The 16,092-nt window shown below is 50.2% G+C and carries 18 protein-coding genes and 1 pseudogene; 7 read left to right on the top strand and 12 right to left on the bottom strand.

Annotation, left to right across the window (positions count from 1 at the left end; all coding sequences use genetic code 11):
* Positions 1-23: 23 nt before the first annotated feature.
* The 5 genes from ttcA to nifJ form a co-directional block, all read right to left on the bottom strand.
* Positions 24-959 (bottom strand): tRNA 2-thiocytidine(32) synthetase TtcA, encoded by a 936-nt coding sequence (gene ttcA, locus FOB24_RS13940; RefSeq protein WP_087856159.1) that lies wholly within the window; start codon positions 957-959, stop codon positions 24-26.
* A gap of 196 nt (positions 960-1,155) precedes the next feature.
* Positions 1,156-1,590 carry a universal stress protein UspF gene (gene uspF / locus FOB24_RS13935; RefSeq protein ID WP_085048138.1) on the bottom strand — a complete coding sequence of 145 codons (435 nt, stop codon included), beginning with the start codon at positions 1,588-1,590 and terminating at the stop codon, positions 1,156-1,158.
* A gap of 81 nt (positions 1,591-1,671) precedes the next feature.
* Complete coding sequence (locus FOB24_RS13930; protein ID WP_069324961.1) at positions 1,672-1,884, bottom strand: KTSC domain-containing protein; 213 nt, start codon at positions 1,882-1,884, stop codon at positions 1,672-1,674.
* Positions 1,885-2,030: 146 nt separating this feature from the next.
* Positions 2,031-3,185 carry a porin OmpC gene (gene ompC, locus FOB24_RS13925; RefSeq protein ID WP_150345069.1) on the bottom strand — a complete coding sequence of 385 codons (1,155 nt, stop codon included), beginning with the start codon at positions 3,183-3,185 and terminating at the stop codon, positions 2,031-2,033.
* A 366-nt stretch (positions 3,186-3,551) separates the two neighbouring features.
* A complete protein-coding gene (gene nifJ, locus FOB24_RS13920) occupies positions 3,552-7,076 on the bottom strand; it encodes a pyruvate:ferredoxin (flavodoxin) oxidoreductase (protein WP_087856161.1) in 3,525 nt (1,174 codons plus the stop codon).
* A gap of 274 nt (positions 7,077-7,350) precedes the next feature.
* Between nifJ and FOB24_RS13910 the strand changes: the two genes are divergently transcribed.
* Positions 7,351-7,617, top strand: a complete 267-nt coding sequence (locus FOB24_RS13910) for a putative hemolysin (RefSeq protein ID WP_003833199.1) — start codon at positions 7,351-7,353, stop codon at positions 7,615-7,617.
* A gap of 13 nt (positions 7,618-7,630) precedes the next feature.
* Here the strand turns inward: FOB24_RS13910 and hslJ are convergent, their stop codons facing one another.
* Positions 7,631-8,050 (bottom strand): heat shock protein HslJ, encoded by a 420-nt coding sequence (gene hslJ / locus FOB24_RS13905; RefSeq protein ID WP_150345068.1) that lies wholly within the window; start codon positions 8,048-8,050, stop codon positions 7,631-7,633.
* A gap of 112 nt (positions 8,051-8,162) precedes the next feature.
* On the bottom strand, positions 8,163-9,152 hold the full coding sequence (locus FOB24_RS13900; protein ID WP_038640813.1) for a 2-hydroxyacid dehydrogenase: 990 nt from the start codon (positions 9,150-9,152) through the stop codon (positions 8,163-8,165).
* A 246-nt stretch (positions 9,153-9,398) separates the two neighbouring features.
* Between FOB24_RS13900 and FOB24_RS13895 the strand changes: the two genes are divergently transcribed.
* From FOB24_RS13895 to FOB24_RS13880, 4 genes are all read left to right on the top strand, one after another.
* Positions 9,399-9,611, top strand: coding sequence for a hypothetical protein (locus tag FOB24_RS13895; RefSeq protein ID WP_074458538.1), 213 nt, complete (start codon positions 9,399-9,401; stop codon positions 9,609-9,611).
* Positions 9,612-9,776: 165 nt separating this feature from the next.
* Positions 9,777-12,416 carry a YdbH family protein gene (locus FOB24_RS13890; protein WP_150345067.1) on the top strand — a complete coding sequence of 880 codons (2,640 nt, stop codon included), beginning with the start codon at positions 9,777-9,779 and terminating at the stop codon, positions 12,414-12,416.
* Positions 12,413-12,604 (top strand): YnbE family lipoprotein, encoded by a 192-nt coding sequence (locus FOB24_RS13885; RefSeq protein ID WP_038640810.1) that lies wholly within the window; start codon positions 12,413-12,415, stop codon positions 12,602-12,604. Before FOB24_RS13890 ends, FOB24_RS13885 begins: the two co-directional genes overlap by 4 nt.
* 7 nt (positions 12,605-12,611) lie before the next feature.
* The gene (locus FOB24_RS13880; protein ID WP_038640808.1) at positions 12,612-12,938 is read left to right on the top strand and encodes a YdbL family protein; all 327 of its coding nucleotides are present in this window, start codon (positions 12,612-12,614) and stop codon (positions 12,936-12,938) included.
* A 129-nt stretch (positions 12,939-13,067) separates the two neighbouring features.
* Here FOB24_RS13880 and FOB24_RS13875 read toward each other — a convergent pair whose 3' ends face one another.
* The 4 genes and pseudogenes from FOB24_RS13875 to FOB24_RS13860 all read right to left on the bottom strand — a co-directional run.
* The gene (locus FOB24_RS13875) at positions 13,068-13,547 is read right to left on the bottom strand and encodes an Hcp family type VI secretion system effector (RefSeq protein WP_121529097.1); all 480 of its coding nucleotides are present in this window, start codon (positions 13,545-13,547) and stop codon (positions 13,068-13,070) included.
* A gap of 46 nt (positions 13,548-13,593) precedes the next feature.
* On the bottom strand, positions 13,594-13,782 hold the full coding sequence (locus tag FOB24_RS24450) for a hypothetical protein (RefSeq protein ID WP_121529096.1): 189 nt from the start codon (positions 13,780-13,782) through the stop codon (positions 13,594-13,596).
* Between the two features lie 2 nt (positions 13,783-13,784).
* Positions 13,785-14,477 (bottom strand): hypothetical protein, encoded by a 693-nt coding sequence (locus tag FOB24_RS13865; RefSeq protein WP_150345066.1) that lies wholly within the window; start codon positions 14,475-14,477, stop codon positions 13,785-13,787.
* Between the two features lie 97 nt (positions 14,478-14,574).
* Positions 14,575-14,724: pseudogene (locus FOB24_RS13860) on the bottom strand (recombinase family protein); the annotation flags it as partial.
* Positions 14,725-14,870: 146 nt separating this feature from the next.
* Between FOB24_RS13860 and FOB24_RS24595 the strand changes: the two are divergent.
* Entirely contained in the window at positions 14,871-15,179 is a 309-nt protein-coding gene (locus tag FOB24_RS24595) for a Tn3 family transposase (RefSeq protein WP_121529094.1), read from the top strand.
* Positions 15,180-15,243: 64 nt separating this feature from the next.
* A complete protein-coding gene (locus tag FOB24_RS13850; protein ID WP_042308220.1) occupies positions 15,244-15,435 on the top strand; it encodes a hypothetical protein in 192 nt (63 codons plus the stop codon).
* A 42-nt stretch (positions 15,436-15,477) separates the two neighbouring features.
* On the opposite strand, the gene azoR is transcribed toward FOB24_RS13850, so the two are convergent.
* Positions 15,478-16,083 (bottom strand): FMN-dependent NADH-azoreductase, encoded by a 606-nt coding sequence (gene azoR, locus FOB24_RS13845; RefSeq protein WP_006684422.1) that lies wholly within the window; start codon positions 16,081-16,083, stop codon positions 15,478-15,480.
* Positions 16,084-16,092 lie beyond the last annotated feature (9 nt).

The following is a 16,092-nucleotide window of genomic DNA, read 5'->3' as shown; positions in this document are numbered from 1 at the left end:
CTCCGTTTATCCGGCATGATAAGTTACTTCACTTCCACCACGTTCAGGCGCAGCGCATCCAGTTGGGTATCATCCTCTTCTGGCTGCCAGCCCGCGGGTTGCAGCGGGATCTCTTCGCGGTCAAACGCTAAATCACCACCGTCCACCACCTCTGAACCGTGTTTAATGCCTTTAAAATCGAACAGATTGATATCACTCAAATGAGAAGGCACAACGTTCTGCATTGCGCTGAACATGGTTTCAATGCGGCCCGGATAGCGTTTGTCCCAGTCGCGCAGCATATCAGCGATGACCTGACGTTGCAGATTAGGCTGGGAGCCGCACAGGTTACACGGAATAATCGGGAAACCTTTCGCTTCGGAGAAACGTTCAATATCTTTCTCACGGCAGTAGGCCAGTGGACGGATCACGATGTGCTTACCGTCATCGCTCATCAGCTTCGGCGGCATACCTTTCATTTTCCCGCCGTAGAACATGTTTAAAAACAGCGTTTGCAGGATGTCATCACGATGGTGGCCGAGCGCAATCTTGGTGGCGCCTAACTCGGTTGCCGTGCGGTACAGAATGCCGCGACGCAGGCGAGAGCAGAGCGAGCAGGTCGTTTTGCCTTCAGGAATTTTATCTTTGACGATCCCGTAGGTGTTTTCTTCGACGATTTTATACTCAACACCCAACTGTTCCAGATACTCCGGCAGAATATGCTCGGGGAAGCCGGGTTGTTTCTGATCGAGGTTAACCGCAACTAAGGAAAAACTGATCGGGGCGCTTTGCTGCAAATTACGCAGGATCTCCAGCATGGTATAGCTGTCTTTCCCTCCGGAAAGGCACACCATAATGCGATCGCCGTCTTCGATCATATTGAAGTCGGCAATCGCTTCGCCCACGTTGCGACGCAGACGTTTTTGCAATTTGTTCAGGTTGTATTGTTCTTTCTTACTAATATCTTGATTTTGCGACATTTAATAGAGGCTCAATTCATAGTGTGGCATCAGAAGAGTATGCATCACGCCGGATAGTCCGGCAAAAGAAGTCTGATATAAAAACCGTGGCGTGTATGGTACGGATAAGCGGGAAAAATGTCAGCACATTTAGGACAGGAATCGGGGGTATGAAGGGGAAAACAAAAAGCCCGCCACGATGTGCGGGCCAAACAGCTTAGCGGACAACCAGAACTGAACACTCAGCATGACGCACCACGGCCGCGGCGTTAGAACCCAGCAGGTAAGTGGTGATGTCAGGTCGGTGAGAAGCGATAACGACCATATCAGCCGGTAATTTTTTAGCCATCTCCAGAATTTTATCTTTCGGCGCACCTTCCGCGACATGAACGTGCACTCTGTCCGTTGGGATATTGAACTTCTTGATAATCTCTTCCAGTTGAGATTTCGCTTCGGCTTTCAGATCGTCCATGGCCGGCAACTCTGCCGAGTAGGCCAGTCCCAGGGAAGCGTAATAGGGCAGTGACGGAATAACGGTCAAAAAATGGACCTGCGCATCGTCAATTTTTGCTTCTGCTTCAACATGGGCAATAACGCGTTGAGTTAATTCTGAGTCTGAAATATCGATGGGTACAAGAATCGTTCTGTTCATAAAACCTCCTGTTTAAGTATCCATCTAAAGCTTACCGCGTAATGGCACTTTATGTACAATGACAAAGATCACATTTTGGCATCACTTTATTTTGATTTCAGGGAATTTTCCTTTTATTACCCCATCATAAAATCGACCTTTAGAGACTACGCTCAGGAAATCACGAAAAATACGGGCAGGCACATGCTGGTATTGCAGCGTAGACAATTGATGAAAGCGAATTTCAAGCGTGCAGGAGGATTCGTCATAACCGACGGATGCAATACGGGATGATTTTACAGGGTGATGATTCATTGCAGGTATCCTCTACTACAGGTCTTTATGCAATATATCATCTATCAGGGATGTGTTTTGAAGCAACAGATATAATGTTTTGATCTGGATAAAACAGAATTGCGATAACAGAAAGAAAACCCGCCGTTGCCGGCGGGCTGACAAAATTAGAACTGGTAAACCATACCCAGAGCTACAGTGTCATCGGTAGAGATGTCATTGCCAGCATAGAAGCTGTCGTCTTCGTCCAGCAGGTTGATTTTGTAATCAACGTAGGTGGAGAAGTTTTTGTTGAAGAAGTAAGTCGCACCTACAGAAGCATATTTAACCAGATCTTTATCGCCAGTAGTTCCTGCAGGGCTTGCAGCATTACCAGGCATATTCAGATCTTTACCCTTAGACATCAGGAAAGACACTTCCGGACGCAGACCGAAATCGAATTGGTATTGCGCAGTAACTTCAAAGTTCTGAGTTTTGTTGGCAATAGTGTAATCACTACCGTCAGAGCCGCCGTACGGGGTCATATTACGGGTTTCGGAGTACATGGTTGCCAGGTAGATGTTATTCGCATCGTATTTCAGGCCAGCAGTCCACGCGTCAGCTTTATCGCCGCCTGCGGTAGAATGGTTCACCTGCTCGTTGGTACGGTCAGAAGAGGTATAGGCAGCACCGAAGCTTACGCCCATACCCAGATCGTAGGTAGAGGAGATACCGAAACCGTCACCGTTGGAATTCTTCACATTACGGTCGCCACCGTTATTGGTGCCTTCCTGCTCGTTGGTAACCTGGTTTTCGTTGGCACCCTGGTACTGCAGCGCAACGTTCAGACCGTCAACCAGACCGAAGAAGTCGGTGTTACGGTAGGTCGCTACGCCGTTAGCACGACCGGTCATGAAGTTATCCGCTTTGGTGTAGGAGTCACCACCGAATTCTGGCAGCATATCGGTCCAGGCTTCCACATCGTACAGTACGCCGTAGTTACGACCGTAGTCGAATGAGCCGTAGTCACCAACTTTAATACCCGCGAACGCCAGACGAGTCCAGGAGTTACCTTTATCGTTTTCGGTAGTGTTAGCCTGAACCTGATATTCCCACTGGCCATAGCCGGTGATCATATCGTTAACCTGGGTTTCGCCTTTGAAGCCCATACGCATATAAGTCTGATCGCCATCGCTGTTCGCGTCGTCAGAGAAGTAATGCAGGCCGTCTACTTTGCCATAGAGATCTAATTTGTTGCCGTCTTTATTATAAACTTCAGCAGCGTGAGCCGCGCCTGCAGCCAGCAGGGCAGGAATTACGAGAGCCAGTACTTTTCTGTTCATTGAAATAATCCTTTAGTTTTTTTATTAACCTGTGACTACCCATGTAGGGAGTAAAAGCATGCTAAAGGAGAAGTTCCGTAAACAGATAAATATGAATTGTTACGTCTTAAGTAAAACCTTAAATAAATAATTCTACAGAAACAGTGATAATTATTATGAATGTATGGGTTTAATATATATAAAATAAAAATTATACAAGTGAATTTTGTTGAGCTATTCTGCGCGTGTTATATGCCTTTATTGTCACGTTTTATTTTTTCGTTGTCGTATTGATAGCCAATATTAATTAGCCAGCGAATAAATTGACAAGCCCGAACAACTGTTCGGGCTTTTTTTTCGTTCCACTTTAATAGTGATCTAAACGTATTACTCGGTTCCGCTCTTTTCCGCTTTACCTGCCAGTTGCGCCAGGAAATCGTAGCGTTTTTGCAGATCGGCTGTTGCGTCTTTCCACAGCTGTTCAGCGACTTCAGGCTGTTGGGCATTTAAGCGGCGGAAGCGTTGCTCGTTAAGTAAAGTTTCAGCCAAAGCATCTGACGGCGGGCGAGAATCCAGCGCCAGCGGCAGTTTACCTTCGTCAGCACGACGCGGATCAAAGCGATACAGCGGCCAGAACCCGGTTGCCGTGAGCTGACGCATCTGATCGTGGCTCAACGCGAGATCATAACCATGCTCCTCACAAGGGCTATACGCGATAATCAGCGACGGCCCCGGATAGGATTCCGCTTCCTGGATAGCTTTCACCGTCTGGTTCAACTGGGCGCCCAGGGAAATCTGCGCGACATAAACATGCCCGTACATCATCATACTGACGCCAAGATCTTTACGAGCCTTACGTTTGCCGTGCTCCCCAAATTTAGTGACGGCCCCAAGAGGCGTGGCTTTTGACGCTTGCCCACCCGTGTTGGAGTAACACTGGGTATCCAGCACCAGAATATTGACGTTCTCGGTCAGGCTAAGAACGTGATCCAGCCCGCCGAAGCCAATATCGTAGGCCCAGCCATCGCCGCCAATCAGCCAGATGGATTTCTCAACCAGCGCGTCGGCATCGGTTAACAACTGCTGTGCGCCTTCGACATCTTTCAGGTGCTCGCGCAGGGCTGCGACTTGCTCACGACGGACCTCCGGCGTGGCTTCTGCGTGCAAAGCGTCATTGAGTTCAGCCGGGATGTTATCGGCAAACTGCTCCAGCAGACGCATAACGCGCGCCCGGTGTTGATCCACCGTCAGACGGAAGCCCAGACCAAACTCGGCGTTATCTTCAAACAGCGAGTTTGCCCATGCTGGCCCACGCCCATTGGCATCGGTGGTGTATGGCGTTGAGGGCAGGTTACCGCCATAAATTGATGAACACCCGGTGGCATTCGCAATCAACATGCGGTCACCGTACAACTGCGTAAGCAGTTTGATATACGGCGTTTCACCACAGCCTGAGCAGGCGCCGGAATATTCAAATAGCGGTGTAATCAACTGCGAGGTGCGAATATCAATACGTTCCAGTTTGGTGCGATCAATCTCCGGCAGATCGAGGAAGAAGTCATAGTTAACTTTTTCTTCTTCGACATGCTCAAGGCGCGACATCATATTGATGGCTTTGATCTCAGGATTTTGGCGATCTTTCGCCGGGCACACTTCGACGCACAGATTACAACCTGTGCAATCTTCAGGCGCAACCTGCAGGACATATTTCTGGCCGCGCATGTCGCGTGATTTCACATCCAGAGAATGCAGGCTGGCAGGGGCGTTTTCCATCGCTTCTGGGGAAACCACCTTGGCGCGGATAGCCGAGTGCGGGCAGGCGGCAACGCAGTGGTTACATTGCGTACACAGCTCTTCTTTCCAGATTGGGATCTCTTCGGCGATATTGCGTTTTTCCCAACGCGTAGTCCCCATTGGCCAGGTACCGTCCGGCGGCAGCGCGGAAACGGGCAGCGCATCGCCCAGACCGGCGAGCATTGCTGCGGTGACGGTTTTCACGAAATCTGGTGCGGCATCAGAAACCACCGGTGGGCGGTTGGCGCTATGCGGATCAACAGGCTGTAGGGCCACTTCGGCGACGGATTCACGCGCCAGAGCCAGCGCCTGCCAGTTACGTTCGACCAGATCCTGGCCTTTACTGCTGTAGCTTTTCGCAATCGCCCCCTGCAACTCTGCCAGCGCGCTGTCGCCTGGTAAAATTTGCGTCAGGTGGAAGAACGCCATTTGCATCACGGTGTTTATACGCGCCGCCAGACCACACTCACGGGCGATTTTAGCCGCATTAATCACGTAGAAACGGGCTTTCTTCTGATTCAGCACCGCCTGAACTTCCTGTGGCAGACGCGCCCAGACTTCATCCACACTGTATGGGGTATTAAGCAGGAATATACCGCCAGGTTTCAGGCGTTCGGCCATCTGGTACTTATCGATAAATTGCAACTGGTGGCAGCCGACAAAATCGGCTTGTGAAACCAGATACGCTGAACGAATGGGGTGCTCACTGACGCGCAGGTGGGAGACGGTCAGGCCGCCTGCTTTTTTCGAGTCATACACGAAATAACCCTGCGCATACCATGGCGTAGAGTTACCGATAATCTTGATATTGTTTTTAGTGGCCGACACGCTGCCATCGCTACCCAGGCCATAAAACAGCGCTTCGAGCTTAGCGGTGCCGGGCAGGGTGTTTTCCGGCAACGGCAATGACAGATTGGTGACATCATCATAGATACCGACCGTGAAGCGTGGTTTAGGTTTCGTGCTATTCAACTCATTAAAGACCGCCATGACGCAGTCGGGGCCAAACTCTTTGGACGAAAGACCATAGCGTCCGCCAATCACACGCGGTAAGGTTTCTCGTTCGCCACAGTTAAACGCTTCCGCCAGCGCGGTCATGACATCCAGATATAATGGTTCTGCCTGCGCGCCGGGTTCTTTGGTGCGATCCAGAACGGCGATGCTGCGCGCGCTTTCCGGCAGCGCGCGCAGTAAATGTTTGGCGGAGAAGGGGCGGAACAGACGGACTTTCAGCACACCCACTTTCTCGCCGTGCGCCATCAGCTCTTCGACAACTTCTTCACTGGTGCCAATCGCCGAGCCCATTAAAATAATGACGCGTTCTGCCTGAGGATGACCGTAATATTCAAATGGCTGGTACTGGCGGCCCGTGGCTGCGGCGAAGTCGTTCATCGCCTGTTCTACGTGATCGTAAACCGCGTTGTACCATGGGTTTGTCGCTTCGCGTGACTGGAAGTAGGTGTCCGGATTCGCTGATGTACCGCGGATAACCGGATGCTCTGGATTTAGTGCCCGAGCGCGGTGAGCATCGATCTCCGCCTGAGGCATCAGCCCGAGGATGGTGTTATCAGCCAGCGGCACAATTTTATTGATTTCATGTGATGTACGGAATCCATCAAAGAAATGAATAAACGGAACCCGGCTTTTCAGGGTGGCCATTTGCGAAATTAGCGCAAAATCCTGCGCTTCCTGAACGCTACTGGCGCACAGCATCGCGCATCCGGTTTGGCGTACAGCCATCACGTCGGAATGATCGCCAAAGATCGATAACGCGTGCGTGGCAATAGTTCGCGCTGCAACGTGCAGTACAAACGGGGTCAACTGACCGGCCAGTTTGTACAGCGTTGGGATCATCAACAGCAAACCCTGTGATGAGGTAAACGACGTAGAGAGCGCACCGGTCTGCAACGCGCCGTGAACGGTCGCAATCGCACCGCCTTCCGACTGCATTTCTACGACGCGAGGGATATCTCCCCACACGTTTTTAAGCCCGTTTCCGGCCCAGGCATCGGCCTGTTCCGCCATCGTCGAACTGGGCGTAATCGGGTAGATGGCGATAACCTCGCTGGTACGAAATGCGACCGAAGCAACCGCACCATTACCGTCAATTGTGATCATACTGACACCCTTACATTGCGCAAAAAGAGGGACACGCGAAAGCGTTGCGAGTCCTGTAATTATCCTTCTATTTTAGCAAAAGCCATTCAGGCGCATTTTCGCTTTTGTGTCCCTGGAATAAAGAGAATGTATGGTTTGATCAAAGGAGCAGCCAAAAAATTGCCAGAAAATGTAAACAGCGCGCATAAATGCGTGGTTTGCCTCTCGACGGCGGTGTCTCTGCTGCCTATTATTTATGGCTGTGTCGTTTGGTTAATCTTCAGAGGGGAGTAAGATGCGCGCAGCGTTTTGGGTAGGGTGTGCCGCGTTATTATTATCGGCGTGTAGCAGTGAACCTGTTCAGCAGGCAACGGCAGCACATGTCGCACCGGGCATGAAGGCAGCAATGTCAAGTTCTGGAGAAGCAAATTGCGCCATGATTGGTGGTTCGCTCTCCGTTGCCCGTCAGCTGGATGGCTCAGCCATCGGGATGTGCGCGCTACCCAACGGCAAACGCTGTAGTGAGCAGTCGCTTGCCGCCGGAAGCTGTGGGAGCTATTGAGCCTCCGCGTTCATTACATTAAATCCGCAAGTTTATACGTCAGCGTTTGTTCTGCTGTCGCCAGTGTCAACTGGTCAGCAGTCAAATCTACCTGTGCGCCTTGCTTAAACATTTCGCTGACGATACCGTCGAGCGCGTTAAGCTGTGGATCGGCGCACATCATGCGGGTCATCGCCATATCTTTCACCTTCAACTCGCCGTCGGACAACTTGCCCTGACCGTGGAATTGATTACACATCTTTCCCGATACCGTCATGTTTTCGCCAAAACTTAATTCGGGTGGGTTGTTGGCGACGGTAACGGCTTTACCATTCACGCTCTGCAAAACGAAACGGTGATGCTGTAACTGGTCGCGATTGACGGAAACGTTTCCACTGCTCACACAGCCAGCCATCAGCGTGCTGAGGGCAATCAACGTGACAACTTTTTTCATTAACATTCTCTAATTTCGTGACCGGAATACATTCAATATGATAATGATACTGACTGTTTTATCATCGGCAATTGTCTGAAAATGCCCCCCTTAAATCAGGGGAGCACAGGGATTAAAAGAGGGCGTTTGGACAGGTTTCGCCTTTGGAGATTTGTTCCAGATTTTGCAGTGTCGTTTCAGAAATGCTGGTCAACGCTTCGGCGGTCAGAAACGCCTGATGCCCGGTAAACAGCACGTTATGGCAGGCTGACAGGCGACGGAACACATCATCCTGAATCACATCATTGGATTTATCTTCAAAGAACAGGTCGCGTTCGTTTTCATACACATCCATACCCAGAGAACCAATTTTCTGGTTTTTCAGGGCATCGATAGCCGCCTGTGAATCGATCAGCGCTCCGCGACTGGTGTTAATAATCATCACGCCGTTTTTCATTTGCTCAAAGGCTTCCTGATTGAGCAGATGATAATTTTCCGGCGTTAACGGGCAGTGCAGGGAGATAACGTCGGACTCAGCAAACAGCGTTTTAAGATCGACATATTCCACGCCTAATTCCAGAGCAGCGGCGCTTGGGTAGGGATCGAACGCCAGCAGGCGCATACCAAAACCTTTCAGGATCCGCAGCGCAGCAATACCGATTTTACCGGTACCAATCACCCCGGCCGTTTTGCCATACATGGTAAAGCCGGTCAGCCCTTCAAGAGAGAAGTTGGCATCACGGGTACGTTGATACGCGCGATGAATACGGCGGTTCAGGGTCATCATCATGCCAATCGCATGCTCAGCGACGGCTTCAGGAGAATAGGCCGGGACGCGTACCACCTGCAGACCCAGCTCTTTTGCCGCGTCGAGATCGACGTTATTGAACCCGGCGCAGCGCAGGGCAATATATTTCACACCCAGCTTTTTGAGTTCTTCCAGAACCGGTCGGCTGCCATCGTCGTTGACGAAGATGCATACAGCTTCGCAACCATGGGCTGTTTTAGCTGTTTTCTCCGTCAACAGAAAGTCAAAAAATTCAAGTTCAAAACCAAAAGCCTCGTTAACCTGCTGCAGATACTTTTTGTCGTACTGTTTTGTACTATAGATGGCGAGTTTCATAAGACTTTCTCCAGTGATTTTGACGTCACATTAATCCAATTAAAATTATTTTACAAAATCTAAAAAGTTATTGATAGTCATAGAAGTAATGAATGTTTAAAGCGTATCTTTTGTTAGTGTGGGCAGGTTACGCGATTTCAACAACTGGATATTTTCCATTCGCTGAGCAGGTAGTGTGGGCAAAAAGCCAGGTGATTCACATCCAGACAGCTACGCTTATACAGGTAGCAGATATCGGGAGGAGTTATGCTAACTCACTCTGAAGCAAAACGATGGGCCACCTTAATGCTTAAGGCGGCTTTATGCGATGGAATGAAACCTGAAGAAATTTCCCGCCAGGTGCATTTAGTCTGTGATCATCATGGCAAGGAGTGTCTTGAAGAACTTATAGAAGAAATACTGATAGAGGCTGGTCGGATAGGACCTAAACATAGCGATGGACAACTGAACCATCATTGAGTCCGAATCCACGCGCTACTGTGTTGGAATCATTCCTGACGGCACGTGTAACAGCGTGCCACATAGCGCTGTTATCTGTCCTTAATGTGGGAATATGCAGTTAAACATGCCACAATACAGGCCTAAACCGGCTTAAATTTTGCTAATTCAGGATATTAACTACCCATGAAGGGTAAATATAAAGCCGTTCTGGCACTCCTCTTATTATTGATTCTCGTGCCGCTGACGCTGGTGATGACGCTTGGGCTGTGGGTCCCGACCCTGGTGGGCGTCTGGTTACCTGTGGGGACACGTATCGCGCTGGATGAGAGTCCACGGCTGACACGGCATGGGCTGCATATCCCTGAACTCCGCTATCTGGTCGATGATTGCCCGCTGGCGCGCATTACTCAGGCGGACCTGTCCCATCCCAGCCGCTGGTTGCTCAATGTCGGGACAATTGAGCTGGATTCCGCTTGCCTGGCCAAATTACCGCAGACAGAAGCGTCTCCGGTAGCACCCAAAACGCTGGCTGAATGGCAATCGATGCTGCCCAATACCTGGATTAACATCGACAAACTTATTCTCTCTCCCTGGCAGGAATGGCAGGGGAAACTGTCGCTTTCGCTAACGCCCTCTACTCAGCAACTGCGCTACCAGGGGGAAAAGGTTAAATTCCAGGGGCGGCTGCACGGGCAAAATCTCACGGTAAATGAGCTGGATATCGCTGCATTTGAAGGGCAACCGCCGGTAAAACTGGTCGGTGAATTTACCATGCCGCTGGTTCCTGATGGGTTACCGGTGAGCGGTCATGCCGTTGCGACGCTGAACTTGCCGCAGGAGCCTACGCTTGTGGACGCCGAACTGGAGTGGCAAGAAAACAGCGGACAACTGATCGTCATGGCGCGTGATAGTGCCGATCCGCTGCTCGATCTTCCGTGGGAAATAACCCGTCAACAACTGACTATCAGCGATGGTCGCTGGAACTGGCCTTATCAGGGATTCCCGCTAAGCGGGCGGCTGGGCATGAAAGTTGAAAACTGGCAGGCCGGGCTGGAAAACGCGGTGGTGAGCGGGCGTCTGAACATTCTGACGCAAGGCGATGCCGGTAAAGGAAACGCTGTTTTAACGCTGGGGCCGGGTAAGTTGGGTATCGATAACAACGAGATGCCGTTACAGCTGATCGGCGAAGCGAAACAGGGCGATCTGATCTTCTACGCGAAATTACCCGCCAAACTCACCGGTAGCCTGAACGATCCGCAACTGGCGTTTGAACCAGGGGCGCTGTTGCGTTCGCGGGGGCGGGTAATTGATTCGCTGGATATTGATGAGATTCGTTGGCCGCTGGCGGGCGTAAAGGTAACACAACGCGGTGTGGATGGTCGTCTACAGGCTATTTTGCGTGCGCATGAAAACCAGATGGGGGGCTTTGAACTGCACCTGGATGGTCTGGCAAATGATTTTCTTCCTGATGCTGGTCGTTGGCAATGGCGCTACTGGGGCGAAGGCAGCTTTACGCCGATGCATGCCCGCTGGGACGTGGCGGGTAAGGGAGAGTGGCATGACAACACGCTGAAGCTCTTTGATCTCTCCACCGGATTTGACCACTTGCAATACGGCACCATGACGGTGGAAAACCCACGCCTGGTAATGGACGAACCGATCGTATGGGTACGGGACGCGACCAAACCGACGTTTAGCGGCGCACTGTCACTGGACGCAGGAAAAACCGTCTTCACCGGCGGAAGCGTCTTACCTCCCTCAACGCTAAAGTTCAGCGTGGAAGGCAGCGACCCGACGATTTTCCAGTTCAAGGGCCAGCTTCACGCAGGGGCGATTGGCCCCGTACAGCTAAATGGCCGTTGGGACGGGATCCGTCTGCGCGGACAGGCCTGGTGGCCAAAACAATCACTCACCGTGTTCCAGCCGCTGCTCCCGCCTGACTGGAAAATGAAACTGCGTGAAGGTGATCTCTATGCGCAGGTCGCATTCTCGGCCGCACCGGAACAGGGCTTTGAAGCGGGCGGTCATGGGGTATTAAAAGGCGGTAGCGCCTGGATGCCTGATAACCAAATTAATGGCGTCGATTTTATCTTACCGTTTCGGTTTAGCGAAGGCGCATGGCAGTTGGGTACGCGTGGGCCTGTTTCACTGCGTATTGCGGAAGTCGTGAATCAGGTGACGGCGAAAAATATTACTGCCGATCTACAGGGAGCGTACCCCTGGAGTGAAGGCAATCCGTTACTGCTGAGCGATGTCAGCGCCGAACTGCTGGGAGGCAAAGTCATCATGCGGCAACTGCGGATGCCACAGCACGACCCGGCCTTATTACGGGTGCAGAATATCTCCTCCAGCGAGCTTATTAGCGCGGTTAACCCCAAGCAGTTCGCTATGTCGGGTCCGGTCAGCGGCGCGTTGCCATTATGGTTGGATAACGAAAAGTGGATCATCAAAGACGGCTGGTTAACCAACCCAGGTCCGATGACGCTGCGTATTGATAAAGACACGGCGGATGCCGTCGTTAAAGATAATATGGCGGCTGGCGCGGCAATTAACTGGCTGCGCTATATGGAAATAACCCATTCCTGGACGAAAATAAACCTGGATAACCTGGGTGTCTTAACGATGCAGGCAACCGTTACTGGCAATAGCCGGGTAGATGGCAAAGTGGGGACGGTTAATTTGAATTACACCCACGAAGAAAACGTCTTTACGCTATGGCGCAGTTTGCGTTTTGGCGACAATTTACAGGCATGGCTTGAGCAAAATGCAACGCTGCCGGAAACCCATTGCCTGGAAGGCAAGGAATGTGAGGAACAACAATGAAAACGATAGCCGCCATGCTGGGGTTGCTGGCTTCATCTCTGGTGGTAGGTTGTACCCCGAGAATCGAAGTGGCTGCGCCAAAAGAGCCGATCACGATTAATATGAACGTCAAAATCGAACATGAGATTCATATCAAAGTTGATAAAGACGTCGAGAGCTTATTGAAATCGCGCAGCGATCTGTTCTGAGGTAATGATGAAAAAACAGCTTGCAGCGATCCTGGTGGCGCTGAGTTTTATCACCAGCAATGCATGGGCGTTGACCCTGAATGAAGCCAGAACTCAGGGGCGAGTGGGGGAAACACTCAATGGTTATCTGGTGGCATTACAAACCGATGCTGAAACGCAGGCGCTGGTGAGTGAGATTAATAAGGCGCGAAGCGCCAGTTATCAGCAACTGGCTGAGAGCAATAATATTCCGCCAGAGGAAGTGGCAAAAATGGCCGGACAAAAGTTAGTCGCTCGCGCTAAACCGGGGGAGTACGTGCAAGGTATTAATGGTAAGTGGTTGAGGAAAGAATAATCATTTCTGAACGCCACTGGGGGAATGGTATTACAAGTGGAGGATCCTTCCGGATTGGGGGTCTACGCCGGAACCGCCGAAATTTACGGCGCGAGGTTTTTAGTGATCCTCCTCTGATTACCTTCGTTATCAGGCACAACAACGATCGTTCCATGAATCACGATAGATAATATTTCCTTCCGTATACTTCCAGGTAATCGCCTCATAACGCAATTCGAGCGTTTCAAGGTGAGTACTACTCATACCGTTAGGTGACAGGTATGGTGCAACTGTAGTGAACTTAACGTGTTCCAGAATGATATTGAAATACTCAGCCTCAATGCCCGATTCCAGAATACGGTACATCTTGATTGTCGCTTTCTTCATGGTCCGGCCTTCGCAGACAGCGCGATACAGAAGTGGTGTTGTCTGATCAAATTCTTTCACTATCGTGATAGGACGATGAATGCGCGTACCTGTAAGTTTTCCCCAGCTCGGGTCAACCGGAATAGTGACACCGTGAGAGAATGATTTTAACTCGATAGAACCCAAGCGAAGTGGCATTAAACAGCTGCCAACAATAGGAGAACCATTTTCATCTTCAAGCCATAAATGTGCGGGTGTAGACATGTAATTTCCTTATAAATAAACTTTAGTGTGTGTTCGTTTCAAGAGGTTACCATTTCACGTAACGGCCAAAAATAACCAGCATGAATACAAGAAAGATGGGCACAGGCCATATTGGCCCATCAGGGAAAATTTGTACCAAGACGACTGCGAACAAAATAGTTAGTAATGCAGGGCCGTACATCGAAAATAACGACCTGAATAGCCGCCTGAAAAATCTTTTAATAAGATTCATCATGATTATCGAATCATCCTGGTAATGATGTCTGCAATACCATCATCTGATGCCCATTGTGCTTTAAATGCCTCAGTCCTCTCAAATAATGGCTCTGTCAAGAAATACATCATTTCCAGCTCTTGAGCGTATAGCGCAGCGTAATAAGCTGGATACGTAAAGCTAAGGCGATGAGCGCTATCAGCCGCTTTCTGAACGACGCCATATATACCAACTGATGCAACTCCTCTCGATGCCCTGCCACCTACTAGTGCGCTTACTTCAAGACTTAAATTCATTCCAACAGCAACGGATGCTGCTGCCGCTAAAGCGAATCCGGTGTTTGTGAGTGAACTTGCGGCGATATGAATATTTACTGCCATTAACAGTTGTTTGATGTGCTCTAGTTGATCGGACGTTTTGTACCGAAATATTTCTTCAAAGTAGATTTTGAGCATTTCATACACCACATCTTCGCGCCTCAAAATATAGTACACGCCTTTGACAAACCGGATATCTTCGGTCTTTTGTTTCTGGCAGACATCCTGATATTCATCAGTAAAGCAGGATGTATAATACAGCACACGCGTTGCACCTGCACCGATCGTCTCAATCTGATTTGATACTGCTTTTACTACACCCGTTAATGCGTGGTCGAGTTTTAACGCAAGAATCTTATTAGCCTGCAAATAGCTGATAACTTCATTGCTGTAGTACATAACCGCTCCTTGATTATTTTCACTAAATCCAGTTTTCCATTATTTCCCATGGGAAAGCATCCGATAGACCGTGGGGCGGGAGACGGAGAATAATTCAGCCAGATCGCTGACGATTTGAACCGGTCAACCCCTTATCGGTATAAATCCAGTCCGGGGAAACGTCCAGACTGATGAGAGCTTCCTGCTGTGCGACCAGATCCTGTCGGTCAGTTGAACATCGGGCATAGCCAATGCGTATTTTTGTCATAAATATGTACGTATAAGGGGCTATCAAAGAGCTTGATATCGTACAGTGATATGAACAACGACAGCAGTGATTTTCTCTTAAGCACAAATTTAAATTTTTACTGTTCGCAGAACGATCCTCTTACGACATAATTAATCGGGGTCAGGATGATTACGACAGGTAAAAGTGAACGACTAGCTGTTTTAAATAATGCAGAACAGGAAGCGCTGTATGGTCTCCCTGATTTCGATGATGCACAACGGCTGGAAGCAGAAGGCAACGACAAGGGCATTGAGGCTCTGACCCGGATATCGCCAGTGGCCTGGCAGCATATCTTGCTGAACGGGCATTATACCTTCCAGAGCAGTAGTGAAATTATTGACCTGGATGAACTGGTTGCCGGGCTGAAACTGAGGCAACTGAAATTTCGGCGGTTCCGGCGTAGAACCCCGGATTATTCATCGACATCGCAATAGTTGCCACACGGCATCAAACGGATGTTGATATAGTTCAACACCGGTCGCGTCGTGGAGTGGAATCATGTGGCTTCTCAAATGGTATGTCTGGAATCGTTGGGTATTCAAGCTGTTAAGCCGGGATGTCGCGGAGCCGGAACAATTTTTACTTCATTGCTGGGAAGAAAATCTGGCGAAGTGCAGGGAGTATGCCACCATCTGGCGTGATATTAATCGCATTCACGGCAAGCAGGTACATGTGCGGGCAAAGAAGTAAATACCGAGAATCCCTCCCACCGGATGGTGAGAGGGTGAATTATCAGGCAGCAACCACGCTGTCGATAGCGGCTTTCGCATCGGACTGGGCTTTAGATGCCACTTCCGGGCCGTAAGCGATACCTTCAGCAAAGACCACGTTCACGTCGGTGATACCGATAAAGCCCAGGAACACGTTCAGATATGGTGTGATCAGGTCAGTCGGCGTATCTTTATGAATACCACCGCGGCTGGTCAGCACCACTGCGCGTTTACCGGTCACCAGACCTTCCGGACCTTTCTCGGTGTAGCGGAAGGTCACGCCGGCACGGGCAATCAGGTCAAAGTAGTTTTTCAACTGCGTCGGAATGTTGAAGTTATACATCGGCGCGGCGATAACAATTACATCATGCGCTTTCAGTTCAGCGATCAATTCGTCAGACAGCGCCAGCGCTTCTTGCTGACGCGGCGTCAGTGGCGCATCGCTTGGGCGCAGCGCACCCACCAGTTCGCCATCCAGTACCGGAACAGGGTTTGCAGCCAGGTCGCGGACGGTGATTTCATCAGCAGAGTGCTTTTCACGCCACTGTTCAACAAAATAATCAGACAACTGACCAGACTGAGAGTACCCTGCCAGAATACTGGATTTAAGAACTAATACCTTGCTCATGGGTGTTTC

The organism is Citrobacter werkmanii (assembly GCF_008693645.1).
Classification (GTDB): Bacteria; Pseudomonadota; Gammaproteobacteria; order Enterobacterales; family Enterobacteriaceae; genus Citrobacter; species Citrobacter werkmanii.
This window is presented reverse-complemented; position numbering and strand designations above follow the sequence as displayed.